We start from the raw sequence: 25752 nt of genomic DNA on the forward strand, positions 1-25752 counted from the left end.
ATGCCGCGACTGCTGCAATGGATCACCGGCTGGTTCGACGGCCAGTCGGGCCAGGCTGCCGACCGGCTGCCGGTGCGCGTGGGCGGCACCGAGTACCGCCGCGCGTCGAGCACCCCGGTCAGCCCGCCCGGGTTCGATCAGCCCCTGCTGTGGGTGATGGTGGCGCTGCTGGCCTGGGGGCTGGTGATGGTGTATTCGGCATCGATCGCGATGCCGGACAACCCGCGCTTTGCCCACTATGCGTCCACCCATTTCCTGAGCCGCCATGCGCTGTCCCTGGTGATCGGCGCGCTGGTGGCGCTGCTGAGCTTCCAGTTGCCGATGGCGCAGTGGGAGCGGATGGCGCCCTGGCTGTTCGTCGCCACGCTGGCGCTGCTGACGCTGGTGCTGCTGCCCGGGGCCGGCAAGGTGGTCAAGGGCGCGCGCCGCTGGCTGACGCTCGGGCCGGTGAGTTTTCAGCCCTCCGAACTGGCCAAGCTGGCCATGCTGCTCTACGCCGCCGGCTACATGGTGCGCAAGATGGAGGTCAAGGAGCGCTTCTTTCGCGCCGTGCTGCCGATGGCCTGCGCCGTGGCCATCGTCGGCGTGTTGCTGCTGGCCGAGCCGGACATGGGCGCCTTCATCGTGGTCGCGATGATCGCCATGGGCATCCTGTTTCTCGGCGGCGTCAACGCCCGCATGTTCCTGCTGATCGTCGCCGTGCTGCTGGCGGCCTTTCTGCTGATGATTGCCAACTCGCCCTGGCGGCGCGAGCGCGTGTTCGCCTACCTCGACCCGTTTGGCGCGGAACATGCGCAGGGCAAGGGCTACCAGCTCTCGCACGCGCTGATCGCGATCGGGCGCGGGGAGATTTTTGGCGTCGGTCTGGGCGGCAGCGTGGAGAAACTGCACTGGCTGCCCGAGGCCCATACCGACTTTCTGCTGGCCGTCATCGGCGAGGAGTTCGGCCTGCTGGGCGTGCTCGCATTGATCGTGCTGTTCCTGTGGATGACGCGCCGCATCATGCACATCGGGCGCCAGGCCATCGCGCTGGAGCGCGTGTTCTCCGGCCTGGTCGCGCAGGGGGTGGGCATCTGGCTCGGCCTGCAGGCATTCATCAACATGGGGGTGAACCTGGGCGCGCTGCCGACCAAGGGGCTGACGCTGCCGCTGATGAGCTTTGGCGGCTCGGCAATCCTGATGAACCTGGTGGCGTTGGCGCTCGTGCTGCGGGTCGATCATGAGAACAAGCGCCTGATGCGCGGGGGCCGCGCATGACGGGCAGCAAAACCGCGCTGATCATGGCCGGCGGCACGGGCGGGCATATCTTTCCCGGCCTGGCCGTGGCCGAGGCGCTGCGCGCGCGCGGCTGGCGCGTGCATTGGCTGGGGGCGCCGGCCAGCATGGAGGCGCGCATCGCTGCGCAGCATGGCTTTGCGCTGGAATCGGTGACTTTCTCCGGCGTGCGCGGCAAGGGCCTGGCCACGCTGGCGCTGCTGCCGCTGCGCCTGCTGCGCGCGTTCTGGCAGGCGCGCGCGGTGCTGCGCCGCGTGCAGCCCGATGTGCTGGTGGGACTGGGCGGCTACATCAGCTTTCCGGGCGCGCTGATGGGCCTGCTGCGCCGCAAACCGCTGGTGCTGCATGAGCAAAACGCGGTCGCGGGGCTGGCCAACCGGCTGCTGGCGGGGCGGGCCGACCGGGTGTTCGCCGCCTTTCCCGGCGCGTTCGGCAGCGCAGCGCCCAAAGCCCGCTGGGTCGGCAACCCGCTGCGCGCGGCGTTCACGCAGCAGGCCGGCCCGGCCGAGCGCTTTGCGGCGCGCACCGGGCCGCTGCAACTGCTGGTCATGGGCGGCAGCCTGGGCGCGCGCGCGCTCAACGAACTCGTGCCGCAGGCGCTGGCGCTGCTGCCGGCCGCGCAGCGCCCGCAGGTGCTGCACCAAAGCGGCGCCACGCAGATCGAGGCCCTGCGCGCCCATTACGCCGCCGCCGGGGTGCAGGCCGAGCTCAGGCCGTTCATCGACGACGTGGCCTGCGCGCTGGCCGCCGCCGATGTCATCGTCTGCCGCGCGGGCGCCAGCACCGTCAGCGAAATCGCTGCCGTGGGCGCTGCGGCGCTGTTCGTGCCGCTGCCCTCGGCGGTCGACGACCACCAGACCCGCAACGCCCGCTGGCTGGTCGACGCGGGGGGCGGCTGGCTGCTGCCGCAGCACGAGCTATCGCCCCGGGGCCTGGCGCAGATGCTATCGAACCTGGAGCGCCCTGCGCTGCTGGACAAAGCGCTCAAAGCCCACGCGATGCAAAAGACAAGCGCCACGCAAGAGTTGGTCGGCGCCTGCGAGGAGTTGGCCGCATGAAGCATGCCATCCGCCATATCCATTTCGTCGGCCTGGGCGGCGCCGGCATGAGCGGCATCGCCGAGGTGCTGTTCAACCTGGGCTACCGCATCTCGGGCTCGGACCTGGTCGACAGCGCCACGCTGCGCCGCCTGCAAGGGCTGGGCATCGGCACCTGCCTGGGCCATGCCGGCGCGCATATCGAGGGCGCCGATGCAGTGGTCACCTCCACCGCCGTGACCGCCGACAACCCCGAGGTGCTGGCCGCGCGCGCGAAGAAGATTCCGGTGGTGCCGCGCGCACTGATGCTGGCCGAGCTGATGCGCCTCAAGCAGGGCATTGCGATTGCCGGCACCCATGGCAAGACCACCACCACCAGCCTGGTGACCAGCGTGCTGGCCGAGGCCGGGCTGGATCCGACCTTCGTCATCGGCGGGCGCCTCAACAGCGTCGGCGCCCACGCCAAGCTGGGCAGCGGCGACTACATCGTGGTCGAGGCCGACGAGTCCGACGCCTCGTTCCTGAACCTGCTGCCGGTGATGGCCGTGGTGACCAATATCGACGCCGACCATATGGAGACTTACGGGCATGACTTCGGCCGGCTCAAGGGCGCGTTCGTCGACTTCCTGCACCGCATGCCGTTCTACGGCACGGCCATCTTGTGCGTCGACAGCCCGGCAGTGCGCGACATCATGCCCGGCGTGACCTGCCCGATCACCAGCTACGGCCTGTCCGAAGACGCCCAGGTGCGGGCCGTGGACCTGCGCGCCGATGGCGCCCGGATGCACTTTACGGTGCAGCGCAGCAACGGCGTCACGCTGCCCGACCTGGCGGTGCAGCTCAATCTTGCGGGCGCGCACAACGTGCTCAACGCGCTGTCGGCGATTGCCGTGGCGGTGGAATTGAACATCCCCGACGCAGCCGTGCTGCGCGCGCTGGCGGGCTTCAAGGGCGTGGGGCGGCGCTTTCAGAGCTACGGCCAGTTGCCGGCCAAGGACGGCGGCCAGTTCAGCGTGATCGACGACTACGGCCACCACCCGGTGGAGATGGCGGCCACGCTGGCGGCAGCGCGCGGCGCCTTCCCCGGGCGGCGCCTGGTGCTGGCCTTCCAGCCGCACCGCTACAGCCGCACGCGCGACTGCTTCGAGGACTTCGTGCGGGTCATGGGCAGCGCCGACGCGGTGCTGCTGACCGAGGTCTATGCCGCTGGCGAAGCGCCCGTGGTGGCCGCCGACGGCCGCTCGCTGGCGCGCGCGCTGCGCGTGGCCGGCCGCGTCGAGCCGGTCTTCGTCGCCGACGTGGCCGATCTGCCGCAGGCCATTGCCGAGAACGCGCGCGACGGCGATCTGCTGCTGTGCATGGGCGCAGGCTCGATCGGCGCCGTGCCTGGCAAACTACTCGAAATGCTACGAAACGATGAGCACACCGCAATGCAAAGGACTGCGCCATGAGCCTTTTTGATCCCCATCTGGACGGAGCGTCGCTGGGCAAGGTGGCGGTGCTGATGGGCGGGGTCTCGGCCGAGCGCGAGGTTTCGCTGCTGTCCGGCGCCGGCGTGCTGCGGGCGCTGCGCGCGCGCGCGGTCGATGCCCATGCCTTCGACACCGCGCAGGGCGACCTGGGCGCCCTCAAACGCGAGGGCTACGCGCGCTGCTTCATCGCGCTGCATGGCCGCCATGGCGAAGACGGCACGGTGCAGGGCGCGCTGGAACTGCTGGGCATTGCCTACACCGGCTCCGGCGTGATGGCATCGAGCATGGCGCTGGACAAGACCATGAGCAAACGCATCTGGCGCAGCGAGGGCTTGCCCACGCCGGACTGGCGGCTGGTCACCAGCGGCGCCGAAGCCGGGCAGGCCCTGCAGACGCTCGGCGCGCCGATGATCGTCAAGCCCGCGCGCGAAGGCTCGACCATCGGCCTGAGCAAGGTGCACCAGGCGCAGCAATGCGCGTCGGCCTACCTGCTGGCCGCGCGCTACGACCCCGAGGTGCTGTGCGAGCAATTCATCGCCGGTGACGAGCTCACCTGCACGGTGCTCGATCAGGGCCGGCGCGCCAGCGCGCAGGCCCTGCCGCTGATCCGCATCGTCGCGCCCGATGGCAACTACGACTACCAGCACAAGTACTTCAGCGACGCCACCCGCTACCACTGCCCGAGCGGCCTGCCCGAGGCGCAAGAGCGCGCCATCGGGCGCCTGGCCGAGCAGGCTTTCAGCGCGCTGGGCTGCCGGGGCTGGGCGCGCGCCGACATCATGCTGCGCGCCAGCGACCAGCAGCCCTTTCTGCTGGAGATCAACACCGCGCCGGGCATGACGGACCACTCGCTGGTGCCGATGTCGGCGCGCGCGGCGGGCATCAGCTACGAAGACCTGTGCCTGCGCTTGCTGGCCATGGCCACGCTGGATACGCCGCCAGGCGCCTTGTCGGGAGCGGCCCGCGCATGACCATGACCGAGCCCCTGGCGCAACCGCTGGATGTCAAGTTGATGAACCTGACCGCCTCGGTCCTGTACCTGGGCTGCGCCCTGTGCGTGCTGGCAGCGCTGCTGTGGTGGCTGCTGCGCTACCCGGGCTTTGCCATTGCCCGCATCGTGGTGCAAGGGGAACTGGTGCACAACGATGCCGTGACCCTGCGCGCCAACGTGGCGCCGCATCTGGCGGGCAACTTTTTCACCGTCGACCTGCGCGCCGCGCGCGCGGCCTTCGAGCAAGCGCCCTGGGTGCGGCTGGCGCAGGTGCGGCGCTGGTATCCCGGCCGTTTGCTGGTGCAACTGCAAGAGCATGACGCGCTGGCGTACTGGGGGCCGGAGAGCGGCTCGGCGCTGGTCAACCGCCAGGGCGAGGTGTTCGAGGCCAACGTCGGCGATGTCGAGCCCGAGGGCCTGCCGCGCCTGCAAGGCCCGAGCGGCAGTTCGGCCCAGGTGCTGCAAATGCATGGCCTGCTGCAACCCGTATTCGAATCGCTGGGGCTGCGCCTGCAAGGGCTGGAACTGACCGGCCGTGGCGGCTGGCGCGCAACGCTGGACAACGAGGCCGTGGTCGAACTCGGCGGCGGCAGTGCGCCGCAGGTGCTGCAGCGCACGCAGCGCTTTACCCGCACGCTGGCGCAGGTGGCGGCGCAGTACGGCCGGCGCGTGAGCGCGCTGGAATCGGCCGATCTGCGGCATGTGGGCGGCTATGCGCTGCGTCTGCGCGGCGTCAGCACCGTCGGCCCCGAGGCGGGTACGCCGGGCCAGGTCCTGGCGGGTACGCCGAGCCAAGCCCTGGCGGGCACGCCGCGCCAGACCACGGCAGCGCACGACACAACCGACAAGGGCAGAAACTGATATGGCACGAGAACACAGCAAAGACGTGGTGGTCGGCCTGGACATAGGCACGGCCAAGGTCATGGTCGTGGTGGCCGAAGTCTTGCCGCAGGGCGAGCTCAAAATCGCCGGCCTGGGCGTGGCCCCGAGCAACGGCTTGAAGCGCGGCGTGGTCGTGAACATCGACGCCACCGTGCAAAGCATCCAGCAAGCGCTCAAGGAGGCCGAACTGATGGCCGACTGCAAGATCCAGCGCGTATACACCGGCATCACCGGCAGCCATATCCGGGGCCTCAATTCGAGCGGCATGGTGGCCGTCAAGGACAAGGAGGTCACCTCCGCCGACGTGGCGCGCGTGATCGAGACCGCCAAGGCCATCAACATCTCCAGCGACCAGCGCCTGCTGCTGGTCGAGCCGCAGGAATTCGTGATCGACGGGCAGGACGTGAAAGAGCCGATCGGCATGAGCGGCCTGCGCCTGGAGGCGAAAATCCACATCGTCACCGGCGCGCAAAGCGCGGCCGAGAACATCATCAAATGCGTGCGCCGCTGCGGGCTGGAAGTCGAGCAGCTGATGCTCAACCCGCTGGCATCGAGCCAGGCCGTGCTCACCGATGACGAGCGCGAGCTCGGCGTGGTGGTGGTGGACATCGGCGCGGGCACGACCGACGTGGCCATCTTCACCGGCGGCGCGATCCGCCACACGGCGGTGATCCCCATCGCCGGCGACCTGATCACCAGCGACATCGCGATGGCGCTGCGCACGCCGACCAAGGACGCCGAGGACATCAAGGTCGAAAGCGGCTGGGCCAAGCAACTGCTGGCCGACCCCGAGGCCCAGGTCGAAGTGCCGGGCCTGGGCGACCGCAGCCCGCGCATGCTGAGCCGGCAGGTGCTGGCCGGCGTGATCGACCCCCGGGTGGAAGAAATCTTTCGCCTGGTGCAAGAGGTGGTGCGCGAATCGGGCTACGAGGAAATGCTGTCCTCGGGCATCGTGCTCACCGGCGGCAGTTCGATGATGCCCGGCATGATCGAGCTGGGCGAAGACATCTTCCTCAAACCCGTGCGGCGCGGCATTCCCAAATACGCCGGCGCCCTGTCCGACATGGTGGCCCAGCCCCGCGCGGCGACCGTGATGGGCCTGCTCGAAGAAGCGCGCCTGGCCCGCCTGCGGGGCTTCAAGGTGGCGCAAAAAAGCGGCTCGATGAAAACCGCATTCGGGCGCTTCAAAGACTTCATCGTGGGGAATTTCTGACCATGCCGTCGCCTGTCTGGCTCCCTGCCCACCCGCACCGCCGCCGCCAGCACCGGGCGCCGCGCCAGCGCTGGCGCTGCAGCACCGGGCCGCCACGCCCGCGAACGACCGGCCACCCGATGCCCCTTCCCCCATTGGCTACGAATTTGAAAACCAGGAGCTTTCCATGACCATCCAAATGATTGACGTCGAAGAATTTCACCAAGGCACCCAGATCAAGGTAATCGGTGTCGGCGGCGGCGGCAGCAACGCCGTCGAGCACATGATCGAGCGCCATGTCCAGGGCGTGGAATTCATCTGCGCCAACACCGACGCGCAGGCGCTGACGCGCAGTTCGGCCCCGTGCACGATACAGCTCGGCGACAGCGGCCTGGGCGCAGGCAGCAAGCCCGACAAGGGCCGCGAAGCCGCCGAGGCCGCCATCGACAACATCCGGCAGGCGATTGGCGGCGCGCACATGCTGTTCATCACCGCCGGCATGGGCGGCGGCACCGGCACCGGAGCGGCGCCGGTGATCGCCCGCGTGGCCAAGGAAATGGGCATCCTCACCGTGGGCGTGGTCACCAAACCCTTCCAGTGGGAGGGCGGGCGCCGCATGGGCAACGCCGACAACGGCCTGGCCGACCTGCAAGCCAATGTCGATTCGCTGATCGTGGTGCTCAATGAAAAGCTGCTCGAAGTCCTGGGCGACGACATCACCCAGGAGCAAGCCTTCGCCCATGCCAACGACGTGCTCAAGAACGCCGTCGGCGGCATCGCCGAAATCATCAACGAGTACGGCCATGTGAACGTCGACTTCGAGGACGTGCGCACCGTGATGGGCGAGCCTGGCAAAGCCATGATGGGCACGGCCACCGCCAGCGGCCCGGACCGCGCCCGCATCGCCGCCGAGCACGCCGTGGCCTGCCCGTTGCTCGAAGGCATAGACCTGTCGGGCGCCCGGGGCGTGCTGGTGCTGGTCACCGCCACCAAGGCCAGCCTCAAACTGGCCGAGTCGCGCCTGGCGATGAGCACCATCAACGCCTACGCCGCGCCGGACGCGAATGTGATCTTCGGCGCCGCCTACGACGACAGCCTGGGCGAGGATATCCGCGTGACCGTGGTGGCCACCGGCCTGCCGCACCCGAACACCAAACGCCAGCCGATCACGGTGCTGCAAGGCGGCCTGCGCACCGGCACGGACAACCGGGCGCGCCCGATGTCGATGCAGACACCGGTGGCAGGACTGGGCAGCATGGCCACGGGCATGGCAGCAGGCAGCCGCTCGTCCACCGACTACGGCAGCATGTCGGTGCCCAGCGTCTGGCGCACCAACCGCTCCCAGGCCGCAGCCCGTGTCGATGCGCTGTCCTCCGGCGGCATGGACGACGCCGATATCCCGGCCTATTTGCGCAAGCAGGCCGATTGATGGCTGCCGGCCGAAGGCGCGCTTGGCGCGCGCGCGGCGTTTTCAGCGCGCGCGGCCCGGCGCGGTCGGCGCGGGCTCCAGGTACGACTGCCTGAAGTAGTCGCGAAAAGCCTGCATCGCGGGCTGGTGGGTCGCGCCGGTTTTCCAGGCCAGCCCCAACTCCATCGCGGGCACGGCGTCCTTGAGCGTGACGGTTTCTATGCGCCGGCCTTCGAGCGACCAGGGGCGGTACACCATGTCCGAAAGAATCGCCACGCCCAGGCCGTTGGCGACCATGCTGCGCACCGCCTCGACCGACGAGGTGCGCAGCCGGATCCTGGGTTGGTGCGCGGTTTTGCCCCAGTAGCGCAGCGCGCTGTAGGCGGCTTCGTCGACGGTCAGCATGATGTACGGCTCGCCGGCCACATCGGCGAGCGTGACCTGGTCGCGCTCGAGCAGCGGGTGCTTGGCGGGCAGCCAGAGCCGGCGCGGCGAGCCGAAGAAGGTCTCGGTGGAGATTTCGCTGTTGACCACATTCGCGGTGAGCAGCACGCCGAGGTCGTAGCGGTTGGTGATCAGGCCCTCTTCGATCATTTCGCGCTGCAACTCGTGCACCTTCACTTCGATCTGCGGATAGCGCTGCGTGAAGCGTTGCAGGTGATGGGGCAGGAAGTAACCGAGCACGGTGTAGGTGGCGGCGATGCTCAGCAGTCCGGCGACCGACGCCGCTTCGCGGGGCATGCGCATCGCATCATCGGCTGCGGCAAGCACGTTGTAGGCATGGCTGAGGAAGCGCCGTCCGGCATCCGTCAGTTCCACGCCTCTGGACTGGCGCACGAACAGCGGCTGGCCGAGCATTTCTTCGAGCTCGCGGATCGCCGAGGTGACGGCCGATGCCGAGACGTTCAGTTGCACCGCGGCCTCGGACACCCGGCCGAGTTCGGCGACCGCAGAGAAATACTTCAGTTGGCGAATGCTCAGCATGAACTCATGTTTTCAAGCGTTGTGGCATCCGATTTTCAGAATACAGAGGCCCTGATGGACCTGCGGCAAACCCTTGGCCTGGGCGGGCGGGCCGGATTTTCCTGCGCCACCGGGCGTGATCGCGGAATTTCAGATACCTGACGGGTTGAAAATAGAACTGTTCGATGCCGCATCCGGCGGCTAATCTTGCGTCCTGGTTGAACGCAACGAGACCCCCCATGAAGCAGTGCATCGACTTGAACTCCGATATGGGCGAAGGCTTTGGCCCCTGGCGGATCGGTGACGGCATCGATGAGCAGATCATGCCGCTGATCAGTTCGGCCAACATCGCCACCGGCTTTCACGCGGGGGACCCGGGCACCATGCACAGAACCGTCGCGCTGGCCAAGGTGCATGGCGTCGGGGTCGGCGCCCACCCGGGGTTGCGCGACCTGGTTGGATTCGGTCGCCGCCATATCGACATCCCCGCCCCCGAACTGGTCAACGACATCATTTACCAGTTGGGCGCGCTCAGGGAGTTCGCGCGCCTGGCGGGCCTGCATTTGCAGCACATCAAGCCGCATGGCGCGCTGTACATGCACGCCGCGCGCGACGAAGCGCTGGCGCGGGCGCTGGTGGGCGCGCTGCAACTGACCGAACCCGGCCTGAGCCTGTATTGCATGGAGCAGTCGGTGACCTACCGCGTGGCGCGCGCGATGGGCCAGCCGGTGGTGCGCGAGTTCTATGCCGATCGCGACTACGACGCCACAGGCTCGATCGTGTTCACGCGGCGCACCGGGCGGCTCGACCCGCGCACCGTGGCCGACAAGGTGGTGCGCGCCTGCGTCGAGGGCCGGGTGCGCACGGTGCAGGGGGGCGATATCGCCATCGGCTTCGACTCGGTGTGCATCCACAGCGACACCCCGGGTGCGCTCGAACTTCTGCAGGCCCTGCGCCAGGCTTTGGCCGACAACGCCATCCGGGTCGCCGCCCTGCCGGAAGTTCTTCAAACCGCCTGAGCCGGCGACCACGGCGGCCCAGCGCGCCCCAAGCAACCACCACCGGAGCACCCACCATGCCGCAGATCGAAGTCCTGTCCCCGTTGCCCGGGATCTTCTACCGCCAGGCTGCGCCGGACGCGCCACCCTATGTCACCGAAGGCAGCCGCGTGCGCGTCGGCGATGTGCTCGGGCTGATCGAAGTGATGAAGCAGTTCAGCGAAGTGAGCGCCGAGGTGGACGGCGCCGTGCTGCGCTTTGCCGTCGGCAACGGCGATGCGGTGGAGCCGGGCCAGACGCTGCTGTTCATCGAAACCCCGTGAGCGCGCAAGACCATGAAGCCGGCCTTTGACACCTTGCTGGTCGCCAATCGCGGCGAGATCGCCGTGCGCATCATCCGCGCCGCGCGCGAGTTGGGCCTCAGGACGGTGGCCGTTTTCAGCGATGCCGATGCGGGCAGCCTGCCGACCCGGCTGGCCGACCAGGCGGTGCCCATCGGCCCGGCGCAGGCGGGCAAGAGCTATCTGAATGTCGCGGCGCTCCTGAACGCGGCCCGGTCGGTCGGTGCGGGGGCAATCCATCCCGGCTACGGCTTCCTGTCGGAAAACGCCGCCTTCGCCGAAGCAGTCACTGCGGCCGGCCTGGTGTTTGTCGGGCCTGGCGCCGCTGCGATCCGCACGATGGGCGACAAGGCGGCGGCCCGCCTGGCCGCGCAGCGCGCCGGCGTGGCGACCGTGCCGGGCAGCGCCGGCGCGGTGGACGGGATCGAGGAGGCGCTCCGCATTGCCGGCGACATTGGCTACCCGGTGCTGATCAAGGCCAGCGCGGGCGGCGGCGGGCGCGGCATCCACATCGCCGGCGATGCGAGCGAATTGCGCCAGGAACTGGGCCGGGCGCAGGCGCAGGCCAAAGCGGCCTTCGGCGACGCTGCGGTCTACCTGGAGCGCTTCATCCGGCAGGCCCGGCATATCGAGGTGCAGATCCTCGGCGACGGCAAGCGCGTCGTGCATTGCTTTGAGCGGGAATGCTCGTTGCAGCGCCGGCGCCAGAAAATCTGGGAAGAAGCGCCATGCGCCGCCATTGACGCGGCGACGCGCCAGGCGCTGTGCGACAGCGCGCTCGCGCTGGCCCGCGCGGTGGACTACAGCGGCGCCGGCACGCTGGAGTATTTGTACGACGAAGACACGCGCGCGTTTTTCTTCATCGAGATGAATACGCGCATACAGGTCGAGCATCCGGTCACGGAGATGGTGACCGGCGTCGATCTGGTCAAAGAAATGCTGCGCATCGCGCTCGGCGAGCCACTGCGCTTGCAGCAAAGCGACATTGCCCTGCGCGGCGCCGCCATCGAGGTGCGCATCAATGCCGAGAACCCGGCCAGAAACTTCATGCCCTGCCCGGGAACCTTGTCGTCGCTGCAAGTTCCGGGCGGCCCCGGCGTGCGCTTTGACAGCATGCTTTTTCCCGGCTGCCGGGTGCCGGCGTTTTACGACTCGCTGCTGGCCAAGTTGATCGTGCACGACGAGAACCGCCCGGCCGCGCTCGCGCGCCTGGAGCGCGCGCTCGACGAACTGGGCACCGAAGGGCTGACGACCACGCAGGGCCTGCACCAAAAGCTGGTGCGCGACCCGCAGGTGCGCGCCGGGCAATTGCACACCGGCTTCCTGGAAGCCTGGCTCGCCGCCCATCCGATGTGAAACCCCTTATCGCAGGATCAGGCCATGACCCCATCGACTCCATCGACTCCATCGACCCCCTCGACCCGATTGCCCCCGGCCCGCTACACCTTCGGCGGTGACGAGCACCTGTTCGTCGAGATCAGCCAGGAGATGTCGCTGCCGGCCTTCTTCAAAGGGATGGCGCTGACCACTGCGTTGAGCCAGCGCCGCATCGCCGGTGTCACCGAAGTCTGCCCGGCCAATGCCTCGTACCTGGTGCGCTTCGACCCGGACCAGATCGCGCCGAACCGATTGCTCGAGGTGCTCGAAGGCATCGAAGCCACGGCCGACGCTGCCGACATGGCGCTCGATACCCGCATCATCGAGCTGCCGGTGCTCTACGACGACCCGTGGACCCATGAGTGCCTGATGCGTTTTCGCGAACGCCACCAAGACCCGGCCAGCACCGACATCGAGTACGCCGCGCGGACCAACGGACACCGCAGCGTGGCGGACTTCATTGCCGCGCATTCGGGCGCGCCCTGGTTCGTCTCCATGGTCGGCTTCGTCGCCGGGTTGCCGTTTCTGTTTCAGATGGTCGAACGCGAGCGCCAGATCGAAGTGCCCAAGTACCTGCGCCCCCGAACCGACACGCCCCGGCTGACGCTGGGCCATGGCGGCTGTTTCGGCTGCGTGTATTCGGTGCGCGGAGCCGGCGGCTATCAGATGTTTGGCGTCACGCCGGCGCCGATCTTCGATCCCGAGCGGCGGCTGGCCTATCTGAAGGAGATGATGGTGTTCTTTCGCCCTGGCGACATCGTCAAGTGGCGCGCAATCACGCGCGCAGAGTACGAGCGCGACTGCGCCGCCGTCGAGGCCGGCACGTTTGACCTGCGCATCCGGCCGGTGCGGTTTTCATTGCAGCGCTTTCTGGCCGACCCCGACGGCTACAACGCCGGCCTGATCGCCAGCCTGCGCAGCCAAGGAGCATCAGCATGAGCGCCGCACGGCCGCCCGAAGGCGAAGGTGCTCCCGTGGGCATCGAGGTCATCGAGCCGGGGCTGGCGACAACGGTGCAAGACCTGGGGCGGCCGGGCTACTACCACCTGGGCATACCGCAATCGGGTGCGCTCGACCAATACGCGCTGCGGCTGGCGAACCTGCTGGTCGCCAACGATGAAACGGCAGCGGCGCTGGAATGCACGCTGCTGGCGCCACGGCTGCAATTTCGGCAAGACGCCATCATCGCGGTCACCGGCGCCGAGCTTGACGTGCGCATCGCGGGCCAGCCCGTCGCGCGCCATGCTGCGCATCTGATCGAGGCCGGACAGCAACTGAGCTTCGGCTTCATGAAAAGCGGCGCACGCGCCTACATCGCCGTGGCCGGTGGCATCGCTGTGCCGGTGGTGCTGGGCAGTCGCTCCACCTACGGGCTGGGGGCTTTTGGCGGCTTTGCCGGCCGCAAACTGCAAGCGGGCGACATATTGCCGCTGGGCATGGCCGCCAGGCCAGCCGCCATTGGCCGCGTAGCACCGCCGGAGTTCGCCGTGGCCACGCCCAAGGAGCAGCTACTGCGGGTTCTGCCCGGCCTGTACTTTCACAGACTGCACCAGGACTCGGCCGCCAGTTTCTTTGACGACTGCTGGTCGGTCGCGCCCGAGGCCGACCGCATCGGCTACCGCTACCGTGGCGGCCGGGCGCTGGCGTTCGAGCCGCGTGTGCAACCATTTGGCGCCGGCTCCGACCCCTCGAACATCGTCGACGCCGGCTATCCCTACGGATCGATACAGGTGCCCGGCGGCAGCGAGCCGATCATCTTGCACCGCGATGCCGTCTCCGGCGGAGGCTACGCAATGATAGGCACGGTGATCAGCGCCGACATGGACCGCATCGCGCAAATGCAGCCCCACCACAAGGCGCGCTTCATCCGCGTCGACATGGAGCAGGCGCTGGCCGCCAGGGCCGCTTACCGCGAGCGGCTGCACCGATTGCGCAGCGCGCTGACCACCTGACGCCACCCGAGCGCGCCGGCGCACCGGTACCCGGGCCTGCGACCGATCGTTGCCGTGGCCGCCGGCCGGGTGTGGCCGCGCTGCGGGGCTCGATGCCGGTTTTGCTCTGATCCATGAGAGACTGCAACTTACCGATGATTGGAAATTGCCGTCAACCACCATATCAGAAGCGCTGCCAGTGATATGACTGCTGCGATCCACATGGCGGTATGCATGCTGGCATTGAATGGATGGATGGCTACAGACAATGCCCCAAAAATTGCAACCCCAATGGATGCACCCGTTTGGCGGGACGAGTTTTGTACACCTGCGGCTACTCCCGCTCGACTCTTCTCGACGGTTCCCATCAGTGCAGTGGTTGCAGCCGGCGTGATAAGACCTGCTGCGAGACCGATCACTGGCAGGGGCAAAGCTATCATCCAATATGGTGAATCTGCAGTGACGGGTAGCAATCCGAAAAATCCTGTGGCATATAATCCAAGGGCCACTGCAACCGGCCAGCGCGGGCCGTATTTTTTTGTCAGGCGACTCGAAATCATACTCCCAAATGTGACCATCGCCGTCAATGGTAAAAACGAGAGACCGGTCTGGAGCGCTGAATAATTACGCACTTGTTGAAAATAGAGACTGAGCATGAATACGAGTCCATAAAAGATGAGGGCCGACACCATGGTCACAACCACCGACCCGGAAAATAATCCGTTCCCAAAGAATGACAGTGGCAGCATTGGCTGATCGCGCAACGATTCGATCACCAGGAACAGCCCTCCCGAGGCAATACTCACCGCAATGCCGATCAAAATCGGCAGAGATTGCCAACCCAGCACCGGCCCTTCGATGAGCACCGTGATCAGGGAGCCTAACGCCACAATGAGGGACAACTGACCACTCAAATCGAGATGACGGATTTGTGCTTCACTTTTGTCGCGTGCTACGCGCCAAGTCAACCAAACTCCAAGTAATCCGATCGGAACGTTTGCCAGGAAAATACTGCGCCATCCGAACATGTTGATCAATAGCCCACCGACCAACGGACCAGCAGCCATTGCAGCACCGCCGCAACTTGCCCAGACACCGAATGCCACGGCGCGTTCTCCAGGATCGGGATAGGCATGATTGATCAAGGTCAACGAACACGGCACCAGCAAGGCAGCACCCACACCCTGCAGTACGCGAGCGATGGTGAGAATGGTCAAATCGGGTGCGAATCCACACAAGGCCGATGCGGCGGTGAACAGGGCCAGTCCTGCCAAGTAAATATTTCTTGCCCCCCAGCGATCCCCTAGCGTACCCCCTGACAGCAAAAGACAGGCGAATGCCAATGTGTAAGCGTTCACCACCCATTGCAACCCCGAAATGTGGGTATGCAGGGCATTTGAAATGCGTTCCAGCGCAACATTGACGATCGATGTGTCCAATATCACGACGATATAACTGATGCTGGTCGCGGCCAAGACGCGTCGTTGCGAGAGAGATTGGTTTTTCATGAATGAAGTCCGCAGTCGATTCGATGGGGTGTCTAGCTAGCCATCATGCGCCAGCGTGTCGGTGGATTACGGCAGAAATCAGAAAATACCTGCGCGCCGCGTTTGGCATGGCGCGCCACCTTGGTCAGTTCCTCGGTGGCCAGCGTGTGGGCCATGCAATGGCTGGTTCACACGCAGGCCCGTCGCGTCGGCATGCGCGATCGGTTGGTTCAGGAACGCCTGGCATCGGCTGCAACACACGGATGAAACCCGCCCCACCCGGCTGCATGGAGCATCATCGCCCGATGAGCCTCTGGATCGACACCCACTGCCACCTCGACGCACCCGAGTTCGACCCCGACCGCGACGCGGTGCGGCGCCGGGCCGCCGCCCAGGGCGTGGGGCACTGCGTGATTCCTGCCGTCGAGCGCGGCAACTGGGACAGCGTTCGTGCACTTGCGCACCGGCATGGCGACAGCTATGCCTTGGGCATTCACCCGCTGTACACGGCGCGCGCCGATGATGGCGATCTGGCGCTTTTGGCCTGGGCGCTGGAGCAGCATCAGGCCGATCCGCGCCTGGTGGCCGTTGGCGAGATCGGCCTCGATGGCTGGGTGCCGGGCCTGGACCCGGCCCGGCAAGAACGCTTTTACCGCGCCCAGTTGCACCTGGCGCGCCGCTTCGGGCTGCCGGTGATCCTGCATGTGCGCCGCTCGGCCGATCAACTGCTCCAGGGCCTGCGCCAATTGCCGGTGCCGGGCGGCATCGCGCATGCGTTCAATGGCAGCCTGCAACAGGCGCGGGCCTTCATGGCCCTGGGTTTCAAGCTGGGCTTCGGGGGCGCTATGACCCATGAGCGGGCGCTGCGGCTGCGCCGCCTGGCACGCGAACTGCCGGGCGACGCCCTGGTGCTGGAAACCGACGCGCCCGACATTCCCCCGCACTGGCTCTACACCAGCGCCGCGCAGCGTGCGCAAGGCCAGCCCCAGGGGCGCAATGCGCCCGAAGAACTACCGCGCATCGCCGGCGTGCTGGCGCAGTTGCGCGGCCAGCCGCTGCCGTTGCTGGCCGCAACCACCAGCGCCAATGCGCTGGCCGCGCTGCCCCGGTTGCAGCATCTGTTGTGAACCCCCCCGTGGCGCCAGCAGCGGCTTGGCAAAGCCGGCCGCGCAGCCCCTGGCATGGGTTGCGCCCGTTGCAGCGCTCATCGGCAATGGATGACACGGCCCCGTCATTCCATTTCCAAATCGTTCGTGAACGCGAAGGCGGAGCGCAGACAGCACGAATGCACGGCAAGCGATGCCGACAAAGTGCACGGATGATTCAGAAATGGAATCACTGCCCTGCCAGTGTTGCGTCACCGATCAGATGTCGTAGGCTGCGCGCAGCCATCGAAGCGCAGCGCAAGGCGCATCGCGCAGCCCATACCGAGCGTATTGGCAAGCGATGCAACGCCGCGATGCGCTTCGATGGCCAGCGCAGACCGACAGATGATCGGTGACGCGACACGAGGGCCGGCGCCGCTATGACTGCCCGGTCTGGGCTGACTGGGCCAGGCGGATGTGCAGTCGGTGGAGCTTGCGGTACAGCGTATTGCGGCTGATGGACAGCGAGCGTGCGACCGTGCTGACGTTCCAGCGGTGCTGCTCGAGCAGGCCCAGCAGGGTGTCGCGCTCGCTCAGTTCGATGGCATTGAACTGCGCCAGCGTCCGGGCTTCGTCGCTTTGCATGTCGGGCTGCGCCGCCAGTGCCGAGGCGTGCGGTGCGCCGGCCTGCTGCGCGCCTTGCACGATGTCGGCCGGCAGATGCCGGCAAGCGATGTGCTCGCCGTCACACAGTGCCAGGGCGATGCGCAGCGCATGGCGCAGTTGCCGCAGATTGCCGGGCCAGGGGTAGTGCAGCAGCACCTGCACGGCCTCTGGCGCCAGCGTCGGTGGCGGCAGCGGCTGCGCTTCCTCGGCCAAGATATGCTGTATCAGCGGCAGTTTGTCACTGCGCTCGCGCAGCGGCGGCAGGCGCAGTTCGATGCCGTTGAGCCGGTAGAACAGGTCGGCGCGGAACTGGCCGCTGTGCACCAGTTCGGCCAGGTCGCGATGGCTGGCGCTGAGCAGTTGGAAGTCGACCTTGATCACCGTCTCCGAGCCGAGCGGCGAGACTTGGCGATCTTCCAGCACACGCAGCAGGCGCGACTGCAAGTTCATCGGCATGTCGCCGATTTCGTCCAGGAACAGCGTGCCGCCGTTGGCCTGGAGGATCTTGCCGCGCCGGCCTTCGCGCTGGGCGCCGGTGAACGCGCCGGCGCGGTAGCCGAACAACTCGCTTTCGATCAGGTTCTCCGGCAGCGAGGCGCAGTTGATCGCGACAAAGGCGCGCTCGCGCGCCGGGCTCATCTGGTGCATGGCATTGGCAAAGACCTCCTTGCCGCTGCCAGTCTCCCCGTGCAGAAAAACCGGAATGCGCCGCGTGAGCACGCGCTGCGCCAGCCGGACCTGCGCCTCCATCTGCGGGTCGCCATAGGCCAGCCGGGTGGCTGGCGCCGGTATGGGCACCTGTGTGGGCACCTGTGTGGGCACCTGTGTAGACACCTGTGCGGACGCCGGTGTGGCCGGGTGGCGCGGGGTGGCCGGGACGGCGAGCACGCCGGCCGTGCGCAGTGGCGCTGCGCCGCCGCTGCCAAGCCCGGGCTGGCGGGCCAGCATGAAGAATCGGTGCGCGGTGTACGCGCCATCCACCGGCACCGGGTGCGGGCCGTTGCGCGCGCACAGTTCCAGGATGTCGGCCAATGAGGTTTTGAACAATTCGTCGATGGGCTTGCCGAGCAGGGCGGGCAGCGCGTAGCCACCGAGTTGGAGCAGCGCACTGCGATTGGCGGCCAGCACCCTGGCGTTGTCGTCGAGAGCGAGCTTGCCCTCGTCGAGGGTGTTGACGAGTTCGGGGCGGCTGTGGAAGTGCAACTGGTGCGCGTGCCGGAAGCGCTCGTCGAGCATCCGGTTCTCTATCATCTGGCAGGATATTCCGAGCAGCGCCAGAGAATGCTGCTGTAGCAGCGGCGAGCGGCTGGTGACATCGAGCACCGCGCTCAGCACGCCATGCTCATTGAAGATGGGCGCGGCCGAACAGGTCAACGAGGTGTATTGCGCAAAGTAATGCTCGCTTTGCCGCACCGCCACCGGCTCGGCTTCGATCAGGCAGGTGCCCATGCCGTTGGTGCCGGCTTCGCGCTCGCTCCAGACCGCGCCGGTACGCAGGCCCAGCAGTTCGACGTCTTGTGAGAATTCGACCGACGAGAGCATGTGCACGATGACGCCATCGACATCGGTCAGCACCACGGCCAGATCGGGATCGGCCAGTCTCTGGTAGAGCATGCTCATCTGCGGCTGGGCGAAGGCGATCAGCTCGCTCATGCGGTCGAGCCGCTCGTTGAGCTCGGGCCGGGTCAGGATCGCAGGCAGGCGCTGCTGCGCGGGGTCGAGCCGGAAGTCGCGCAGGCAGCGCGTCCAGGACCGTGTCACCACGGCGCTGTGCTGCAGGCCGCACAACTGTCCGTTGACGACATTGAGAATCTGCTCGCCATGGCGACTGGCGGATTCGGGTATGGTCACCTGGCGCCTCCTTTGGCCTGCGGGGCGGTGCCGTGCAGTCTGGCGAGAACCATTGCAATGGGGGATGGGGCAACGGCTGCGCTGTCATCGAGACAATCCAGGGAACCGGCACCGCAGTTTTGCTGATGCCGGCCCACTATAGGGGCAACCCCTGAGCGCAGCATAGGGGTGAAACCCGGAGGAGCGAGGGGGAACCCTGATGGGGTTCCGGAGGCGAAACCTGCGGGTTTCACCGGCGCCCACAATGCAGGATGCAGGATAGCGCGCCGCCTTGCCCGGCACGCCGCGCAATGGGCTGCCTTCGCGTAGGTAGATGCTGGACATGACTTCGTCGCCCCCGTCTGGCTGGCATCTTCTTCCATTCGGCATGTGCCTCTTCAAGGAAGCGCAGGCAGTTCATGCCATGCACGGCGGCAAGCGGCGCGCCGCCTGCATCGAACGGTTCGCGTATTTCAACGGCCAGCGATTTCACGGCTTGCCAGCCGCAGCGCCTGCTCGGGGACTTCCTGCGGGGTGCGTATCTGTTCGCGCGACGGGTAGCTGCGCGGGGGGTGTCTGCGTTGGCCGTCTGACCGCTGCATCCGCGCCCACCGGCCCACCGGCCCACCGGCCCACCGGCCCACCGACCTACTGGCCTACTGGCCCGCCAGCTCGTAGCCGGTACTGCGCCCGCCGCCGGGCGATTTCTTCAGCACGCCCAGCTCCAGCAACTGCGTGATGTCGCGCAGCGCGGTGTCGGGCGAGCATTGGGCGATGGCTGCCCACTTGCTGCTGCTGAGCTTGCCCTCGAAGCCGTCGAGCAGGCGATTCAGCAGCTTGACCTGCCGTTCGTTCAACGGTGTGCCCGCCCAGCGTTGCCAGAAGCGCGCCTTGACCAGCACTGCGTCCAGCGTGGTCTGCGCGCTGGCCACTGCGCGCGCCAGCGTGCCGAGGAACCACGACAGCCAGCCGGTGACATCGAGCGGGCCCTTCTGTATGCGTTCGAGCACGTCGTAGTAGTCCTTGTGCTCGCGCTGGATTTGCGCCGACAGGCTGTAGAAGCGTTGCGGACTGCCGTCGGCTCGGGCGAGGAACAAGTCGCCTACGGCGCGGGCGATGCGGCCATTGCCGTCGTCGAACGGGTGCAGTGTCACGAACCAGAGGTGTGCGAGGCCTGCTTTCACGAGCGCAGGTTCGCCGGTTTCCTCGTTCGCCCACGACAGGAATTTCTCCGTCTCGACGGGTAGCGCCTCGGCGGGCGGAGCCTGGAAGTGAACCTTGCGCCGCCCCACCGGGCCGGACACCACCCGCATCGGCCCGTCGGCATCCTCGCGCCACTGGCCGACGGCTATTCTGTCCATGCCAGAGTAGCCGGTCGGGAACAAGGCTGCGTGCCAGCCCCACAGGCGCTCGGTGCTCAGCGGGGCAGCGGCGTGGGAGGTGGCGTCGAGCACCATCTCGACCACGCCTTCGACGTTCCGATCCACTGGCGCGACCGCGCCGATGTCCACGCCCAGACGCCGGGCGATGGACGAGCGCACGGATTCGACGTTGAGCACTTCGCCTTCGATTTCGCTGGTCTTGACCACGTCCTCGGTCAGCGCGGCAAGGCTGGCCTGATCGCGCAGCGCCAGCCCCACGTCGGCCAGACGGCCCAGCAGCAGGCCCTGGGCGCGGCTGACCTCGGTCAACGGCCACGTCAGCGCGGACAGGTCGTAGCGCCAGTTCGGCCAGTCGTCGGTTTGCCAGATGCAGCGTTTTTCTCCGTAAGTCATGCGGAGATTAAACACCCAATTCTCCGCAAGGCAAGCCATTTACCGCGCATCGCGCGGAGAATGATGCCGCCAATCTCCGCATCGGGCAGCCGGAAATGGGTGGAAATGGGCGTCAGAACGGCTGCGCGCACCGGCCACGGCGAACGGAATTTGCCCACGCTGTCGGCAAAATTGGGCAGCGACCAGTGCCATTGCCGGATCGACAGCAGATTGTGTCGCCACTGACGACACGATTTCGGAGCCATGTCGCATCCCGGACGATCATATGGCCTCTCGTGAAACAGATGCGGGTGCTCCGTGAGGTTCGCGCACCGCGTTTGCAGCAAGCCGTTGACGGCATCGCCGTCCAGCGCGTAGATCACGGGGTAGGCATCGGTGCCTTGGTCGTCACCGGCGGGCAGGTAACCGCAAAAAAAGGGAGGGAGTAAGGCGCGCCGGTGAACCCCGACTGGATGGATTCGGACATCATGCGGTCGGTGTCGGTGTCGGTGTCGGTGTCGGTGCCGGCTGCTGGGGCGCAGGCCCTGTGGTCGGAGGCAGTATCGGCAAGCCACCGCCCCATCCTCCACCGCCCCATCCGCCCCCTCCGCCCCCGCAGGCGGACACGGCCGCGAACATCACACAGCAGCCCCTCACCGCGAGCGCGCGGCGAAGCCATTCCAATCTCATGCTGGTTCCTCGTTCCCCGGCGCAAGACGCGCCGCTCGGGATACTCAGGGCTGGCTACGACGCCGTCAATGTCGCCATGCGACCCGGGCACCGCAGTTCATTCGTTCGTTTTCAATGCGTCAGATCCCGCCCCAGGGATGAAAAGACAACACCAGGGTAATCCCTGTTGCCTGCGCACCAACGGCCCCGAACGCCCCGCCCCACAAGGGAAACACGCCGCTTCCTGCCCGCGCCAAAGCCCTTCGCTCCTGGCCTGCTACTTGCGGCACCCTTCGAAAATGACAGAAAATTTTCATATCCATCATATATTTGTAAATATATTTACATCACACGCACCCTTCCAAGGTGCATCGCCCACCCCATGCGCACCAACGTCGACACCCCAGGCAGCACCGTGGCCCAGCGCATTGCGCAGGCGCTGCCGCGGCTGACGCGTTCGCACCGGCAGGTGGCCGACTTCGTGCTCGCGCATCCGTTGCAGGTCGCGACGCTGCCGATCGATGAACTGGCCGCTGCCGCGGGCGTGTCGGTCGCCACGGCCAACCGCTTCGCGCGGGCACTGGACTTCGACGGCTACGCCACCTTCCGCGCCGAACTCGTGCGCGGCTTCGAGTCGCTGGTGGCGCCGATCGAGCGGCTGCGCGGCAACCTGGAGCACCCCACCACGGTGGCCGAGGTGTTCGCCACGGCGCTCGACGAGAGCCGCCGCAACATCGAAGCCACGCGACAGTCGCTCGACTACGCCGCCTGCGAGGCCGCGGTGCAGCGCATCCTGAAGGCGCGCTCGATCTACATCGGCGGTTTCGGCGCCAGCGCCTGGCTTGCGGGGTTGCTGCAGCACGGGCTCGATGGTTCGTGCAACGACGTGCGCATGCTCTCCAGCGTGAGCGGCGTCACGCACTCGGCGCGCACGCTGATGCACGCGGGCCCGCAGGACCTGTTCATCGGCCTGACCTTTCCGCGCTACCTCACCGACACGGTGGCGCTGGCGCAGATCGCGCGCAGCCAGGGCTGCGCGGTGCTCGCGCTGACCGACCGCCCCAACGCCCCGATCGCGCCGCTGGCCGACGTGGTGCTCTATTGCCAGACCGAAACCAGCTACCGCCCCAACTGCGAGACCAGCGTGCTCGCGCTGATCGAGGCACTGACCAGCGCGGTCGCCCTGCGCGCACCCGGCGCGGCGCAGTCGGCCGGCCGCATCCTGCAGGCGGTGCGTCCGTGGCTGCATGACGGGCTGGGCCAGGGCCATGCGCGCGGCCAGGTCTCCATGCCTGCCCTCCTTCCCGTTGCCGTCGCTTCCGACGCCGGCAAGAAAAAGAAGAAAGCTTCCCGATGAAGAACGCCACGCCCGTCATCGCCATCCACGGCGGCGCCGGCACCATCAGCACCTCGACGACCAGCCCCGAGCAGGCGCAGGCGTATCACGATGCGCTGCAGACGGTCGTGCGCGCCGCGCAGGCCGCGCTGCTCGAGGGCTTGTCGGCGCTCGACGCCACCTGCCTCGCGGTCGAGATGCTCGAAGACTGCCCGCTCTTCAATGCCGGCTACGGCGCGGTGTTCACGCACGAAGAAACGCACGAGCTCGACGCGGCCGTGATGGACGGCGCCACGCTCGCGGCCGGCGCCATTGCCGGCGTGAGCCACGTGCGCCACCCGGTGCGCGCCGCGCGCGCCGTGCTCGAAGACGGCGCCCACGTGCTGCTGGCCGGCGCGGGCGCCGAGGCCTTCGCGCGCGACCGCGGCCTGGAGATGGTCGAGCCCTTTTTCTTCTCGACCGACGCACGCCGCCAGCAGTTGTACCGCGTGCGCGACACGGGCCGCGTGGTCACCGACCACGAAGGCGCCGCCATGACCAAGCCGCCGCTGGACGAAGACAAGAAGTTCGGCACCGTCGGCGCCGTGGCGCTCGACATGCATGGCCACCTGGCCGCCGCCACCTCGACCGGCGGCATGACCAACAAGCGCGTCGGCCGCGTCGGCGATTCACCGCTCATCGGCTCCGGCACCTACGCCGACGACCGCAGCGCCGCCATCTCGTGCACCGGCAGCGGCGAAATGTTCATCCGCGTCGCGGCTGCGCACGACATCTGCGCGCGCATGGCCTACGGCGGCGCCACGCTCGAAGCGGCCACGCACGCCGTGGTGCACGGCTCGCTGCCCGCCATCGGCGGCCCCGGCGGGCTGATCGCCGTCGACCGCCACGGCAACCTGAGCCTGGCCTTCAACACCGAAGGCATGTACCGCGGCCACGCGCGCGGCGACGCAGCGCCGGTGACGGCCATCTTCGCAGCATGAAGCACACCCCCAGTCTTCGCGCACTTCGTGTCGCTTCGCCACCCCCCTCGCCGGGGGCAGCACCAGCGGCCCGGCAAAGCCGGTTCTGCGGTGTTCCGCGCAAAGACCGTGGCACCAGCTCGCGCCACTGACCGCTTTCTCTTTCCGAGCCCATGCCCACTCCTGCCCTGAATCTGCCCGACGGCCGCGTCCTCGCCGTCGACGACCTCACCGTGCGCTTTTCGACCTCCGAGCGCACGGTCGATGCCGTCAAGCAACTGTCTTTCCACGTCGACCATGGCGAAACGCTCGCGGTGGTGGGTGAATCGGGGTCGGGCAAGTCGGTCACCTCGCTCGCGCTGATGCGGCTGGTGGAACATGGCGGTGGCCGCATCCTCGGCGGCAGCATGGCGTTTCGCCGCCGCAGCGGCGACGTGCTCGACCTGGCGCAGGCCCGCGACGGCACGATGCGCGGCATCCGCGGCGCCGACATCGCGATGATTTTTCAAGAACCGATGACCTCGCTGAACCCGGTGTTCACCGCCGGCGAGCAGATCGCCGAGGCCATCCGCATCCACCAGGGCAAAAGCCATTCGGCCGCGCGCGCCGAGGCGCTGCGCATGCTCGAACTGGTGCGCATCCCTGAAGCGCGCAACGTGCTCGACCGTTTTCCGCACCAGCTCTCGGGCGGCATGCGCCAGCGCGTGATGATCGCGATGGCGCTGTCGTGCAAGCCGCAACTGCTGATTGCCGACGAGCCCACCACCGCGCTCGACGTGACGATCCAGGCGCAGATTCTTCAGCTCATCCGCGAGCTGCAGAAAGAGATGCGCATGGGCGTGCTCTTCATCACGCACGACATGGGCGTGGTGGCCGAAATGGCCGACCGCGTGCTCGTGATGTACCGCGGCGACAAGGTCGAAGCGGGCAGCTCCGACGCCGTGTTTGCGTCGCCGCAGCACCCGTACACCAAGGCGCTGCTGTCGGCCGTGCCCAAGCTCGGCGCGATGCAGGGCACCGACCTGCCCGCCAGGTTCGAATTGCTGCGCACCGAAGGCAGCACCGAGACCGTGCCCTGCACGAACACCACGCCGCAGACCACCGTGCGCGAAGACGCCGGCCCGATCCTGTGCGTGCGCGACCTCGTGACGCGCTTCGACGTGCGCAGCGGCCTCTTCGGCCGCGTGAAGCGGCGCGTGCATGCGGTGGAAAAAGTCAGCTTCGACCTGTACCCCGGCGAAACGCTGGCGCTGGTCGGTGAATCGGGCTGCGGCAAGTCGACCACGGGCCGCTCGCTGCTGCGCCTGGTCGAGAGCCAGAGCGGCGCCATCGAGTTCGGCGGCAAGAACATCCGCGAGCTGCCCACGCGCGCGCTGCAGGCGCTGCGCCGCAACATCCAGTTCATCTTCCAGGACCCGTTCGCCTCGCTCGATCCGCGCGTGACAGTGGGCTTCTCGATCATGGAGCCGCTGCTCATCCACGGCATCGCCAAGGGCGCCGAGGCGCAGCAGCGCGTCGACTGGCTGCTGCAGAAAGTCGGCCTGCCGCCCGAAGCGGCGCAGCGTTATCCGCACGAGTTCTCGGGTGGCCAGCGCCAGCGCATCGCGATTGCGCGCGCGCTCGCACTGAACCCGAAGGTGGTGGTGGCCGACGAATCGGTGTCGGCGCTCGACGTGTCGATCCAGGCGCAGATCGTCAACCTGATGCTCGACCTGCAGCGCGAGCTGGGCGTGGCGTTTCTCTTCATCTCGCACGACATGGCCGTGGTCGAGCGCATCAGCCACCGCGTGGCCGTGATGTACCTGGGCCAGATCGTCGAGATCGGCCCGCGCCGCGCGGTGTTCGAAGCGCCGCAGCACGCCTACACGCGCAAGCTGATGGCGGCAGTGCCGGTGGCCGACCCGTCGCGCCGCCACCAGCCGCGCGCACTGCTCGAAGGCGAGATTCCCAGCCCGATCCGCGCCGTGGGCGACGAGCCCGACGTGCCGCCGCTGGTGCAGGTCGCGCCGGGCCACTTCGTGGCACGGCATGCCATCGGCGGCGCTTTCTGATTCCGAACCGTTTTTTCACCGCAGGCCCCCTGCATTTTTTCCACGAAC

General features: G+C 67.4%; 23 protein-coding genes and 1 pseudogene. 16 read left to right on the forward strand and 8 right to left on the reverse strand.

The genetic code is table 11. From position 1 onward, the window contains the following. From ftsW to ftsZ, 7 genes are all read left to right on the forward strand, one after another. A complete protein-coding gene (gene ftsW / locus VEIS_RS22115) occupies positions 1-1257 on the forward strand; it encodes a putative lipid II flippase FtsW (RefSeq protein ID WP_011812251.1) in 1257 nt (418 codons plus the stop codon). Further along, positions 1254-2333: an undecaprenyldiphospho-muramoylpentapeptide beta-N-acetylglucosaminyltransferase gene (gene murG, locus VEIS_RS22120; RefSeq protein ID WP_011812252.1), complete on the forward strand. Its 1080-nt coding sequence runs from the start codon at positions 1254-1256 to the stop codon at positions 2331-2333. Before ftsW ends, murG begins: the two co-directional genes overlap by 4 nt. Then, entirely contained in the window at positions 2330-3763 is a 1434-nt protein-coding gene (gene murC, locus VEIS_RS22125) for a UDP-N-acetylmuramate--L-alanine ligase (protein WP_011812253.1), read from the forward strand. The genes murG and murC overlap by 4 nt, the downstream gene beginning before the upstream one ends. Further along, a complete protein-coding gene (locus tag VEIS_RS22130) occupies positions 3760-4755 on the forward strand; it encodes a D-alanine--D-alanine ligase (protein WP_011812254.1) in 996 nt (331 codons plus the stop codon). Before murC ends, VEIS_RS22130 begins: the two co-directional genes overlap by 4 nt. A gap of 2 nt (positions 4756-4757) precedes the next feature. After that, entirely contained in the window at positions 4758-5636 is an 879-nt protein-coding gene (locus tag VEIS_RS22135) for a cell division protein FtsQ/DivIB (protein ID WP_041951181.1), read from the forward strand. A gap of 1 nt (position 5637) precedes the next feature. Further along, the gene (gene ftsA / locus VEIS_RS22140; protein WP_011812256.1) at positions 5638-6870 is read left to right on the forward strand and encodes a cell division protein FtsA; all 1233 of its coding nucleotides are present in this window, start codon (positions 5638-5640) and stop codon (positions 6868-6870) included. 166 nt (positions 6871-7036) lie between these two features. Continuing rightward, positions 7037-8278, forward strand: coding sequence for a cell division protein FtsZ (gene ftsZ, locus VEIS_RS22145; RefSeq protein ID WP_011812257.1), 1242 nt, complete (start codon positions 7037-7039; stop codon positions 8276-8278). Between the two features lie 42 nt (positions 8279-8320). Here ftsZ and VEIS_RS22150 read toward each other — a convergent pair whose 3' ends face one another. Then, on the reverse strand, positions 8321-9241 hold the full coding sequence (locus VEIS_RS22150) for a LysR family transcriptional regulator (RefSeq protein WP_011812258.1): 921 nt from the start codon (positions 9239-9241) through the stop codon (positions 8321-8323). A 218-nt stretch (positions 9242-9459) separates the two neighbouring features. Here VEIS_RS22150 and VEIS_RS22155 point away from each other — a divergent pair, with 218 nt between their 5' ends. From VEIS_RS22155 to VEIS_RS22175, 5 genes are read left to right on the forward strand one after another with little or no spacing between them, the layout of a single operon-like run. Next, positions 9460-10239: a 5-oxoprolinase subunit PxpA gene (locus tag VEIS_RS22155; RefSeq protein ID WP_041950277.1), complete on the forward strand. Its 780-nt coding sequence runs from the start codon at positions 9460-9462 to the stop codon at positions 10237-10239. 56 nt (positions 10240-10295) lie between these two features. Continuing rightward, positions 10296-10541, forward strand: coding sequence for an acetyl-CoA carboxylase (locus VEIS_RS22160; protein ID WP_011812260.1), 246 nt, complete (start codon positions 10296-10298; stop codon positions 10539-10541). Positions 10542-10553: 12 nt separating this feature from the next. Then, entirely contained in the window at positions 10554-11915 is a 1362-nt protein-coding gene (locus VEIS_RS22165) for an acetyl-CoA carboxylase biotin carboxylase subunit (protein ID WP_011812261.1), read from the forward strand. 24 nt (positions 11916-11939) lie between these two features. After that, positions 11940-12875 carry a 5-oxoprolinase subunit B family protein gene (locus VEIS_RS22170; protein WP_011812262.1) on the forward strand — a complete coding sequence of 312 codons (936 nt, stop codon included), beginning with the start codon at positions 11940-11942 and terminating at the stop codon, positions 12873-12875. After that, the gene (locus VEIS_RS22175) at positions 12872-13888 is read left to right on the forward strand and encodes a 5-oxoprolinase subunit C family protein (protein WP_011812263.1); all 1017 of its coding nucleotides are present in this window, start codon (positions 12872-12874) and stop codon (positions 13886-13888) included. The genes VEIS_RS22170 and VEIS_RS22175 overlap by 4 nt, the downstream gene beginning before the upstream one ends. Positions 13889-14016: 128 nt before the next feature. Here VEIS_RS22175 and VEIS_RS27170 read toward each other — a convergent pair whose 3' ends face one another. Together VEIS_RS27170 and VEIS_RS31280 are read right to left on the reverse strand one after the other, a co-directional pair. Further along, positions 14017-15375: an MFS transporter gene (locus VEIS_RS27170; RefSeq protein WP_011812264.1), complete on the reverse strand. Its 1359-nt coding sequence runs from the start codon at positions 15373-15375 to the stop codon at positions 14017-14019. Positions 15376-15407: 32 nt separating this feature from the next. Then, the gene (locus VEIS_RS31280; protein WP_265259773.1) at positions 15408-15530 is read right to left on the reverse strand and encodes a hypothetical protein; all 123 of its coding nucleotides are present in this window, start codon (positions 15528-15530) and stop codon (positions 15408-15410) included. Between the two features lie 129 nt (positions 15531-15659). On the opposite strand from VEIS_RS31280, the gene VEIS_RS22180 reads away from it, so the two are divergent. Further along, positions 15660-16481, forward strand: a complete 822-nt coding sequence (locus VEIS_RS22180) for a TatD family hydrolase (RefSeq protein WP_011812265.1) — start codon at positions 15660-15662, stop codon at positions 16479-16481. A gap of 208 nt (positions 16482-16689) precedes the next feature. On the opposite strand, the gene VEIS_RS27175 is transcribed toward VEIS_RS22180, so the two are convergent. From VEIS_RS27175 to VEIS_RS29285, 5 genes and pseudogenes are all read right to left on the reverse strand, one after another. Beyond that, entirely contained in the window at positions 16690-16863 is a 174-nt protein-coding gene (locus tag VEIS_RS27175; protein ID WP_232287779.1) for a hypothetical protein, read from the reverse strand. A 14-nt stretch (positions 16864-16877) separates the two neighbouring features. Then, on the reverse strand, positions 16878-18956 hold the full coding sequence (locus VEIS_RS22185; RefSeq protein ID WP_011812266.1) for a sigma-54-dependent Fis family transcriptional regulator: 2079 nt from the start codon (positions 18954-18956) through the stop codon (positions 16878-16880). Positions 18957-19178: 222 nt separating this feature from the next. Then, positions 19179-19537, reverse strand: a pseudogene (locus VEIS_RS30875) (histone deacetylase family protein); the annotation flags it as partial. Positions 19538-19591: 54 nt separating this feature from the next. Then, positions 19592-20710: a Fic family protein gene (locus VEIS_RS22190; protein ID WP_011812268.1), complete on the reverse strand. Its 1119-nt coding sequence runs from the start codon at positions 20708-20710 to the stop codon at positions 19592-19594. Continuing rightward, positions 20707-21072, reverse strand: a complete 366-nt coding sequence (locus tag VEIS_RS29285; protein WP_157048633.1) for a hypothetical protein — start codon at positions 21070-21072, stop codon at positions 20707-20709. Before VEIS_RS29285 ends, VEIS_RS22190 begins: the two co-directional genes overlap by 4 nt. Before the next feature lie 668 nt (positions 21073-21740). Between VEIS_RS29285 and VEIS_RS22200 the strand changes: the two genes are divergently transcribed. From VEIS_RS22200 to VEIS_RS22210, 3 genes are all read left to right on the forward strand, one after another. After that, entirely contained in the window at positions 21741-22715 is a 975-nt protein-coding gene (locus VEIS_RS22200) for a MurR/RpiR family transcriptional regulator (RefSeq protein ID WP_011812270.1), read from the forward strand. Further along, positions 22712-23674 (forward strand): isoaspartyl peptidase/L-asparaginase family protein, encoded by a 963-nt coding sequence (locus VEIS_RS22205; RefSeq protein ID WP_011812271.1) that lies wholly within the window; start codon positions 22712-22714, stop codon positions 23672-23674. Before VEIS_RS22200 ends, VEIS_RS22205 begins: the two co-directional genes overlap by 4 nt. 152 nt (positions 23675-23826) lie before the next feature. Then, positions 23827-25704, forward strand: a complete 1878-nt coding sequence (locus VEIS_RS22210) for a dipeptide ABC transporter ATP-binding protein (RefSeq protein ID WP_011812272.1) — start codon at positions 23827-23829, stop codon at positions 25702-25704. The last annotated feature ends 48 nt before the right edge of the window (positions 25705-25752 follow it).

It is taken from the genome of Verminephrobacter eiseniae EF01-2 (genome assembly GCF_000015565.1).
In the GTDB taxonomy this organism is placed as follows: Bacteria; Pseudomonadota; Gammaproteobacteria; order Burkholderiales; family Burkholderiaceae_C; genus Acidovorax; species Acidovorax eiseniae.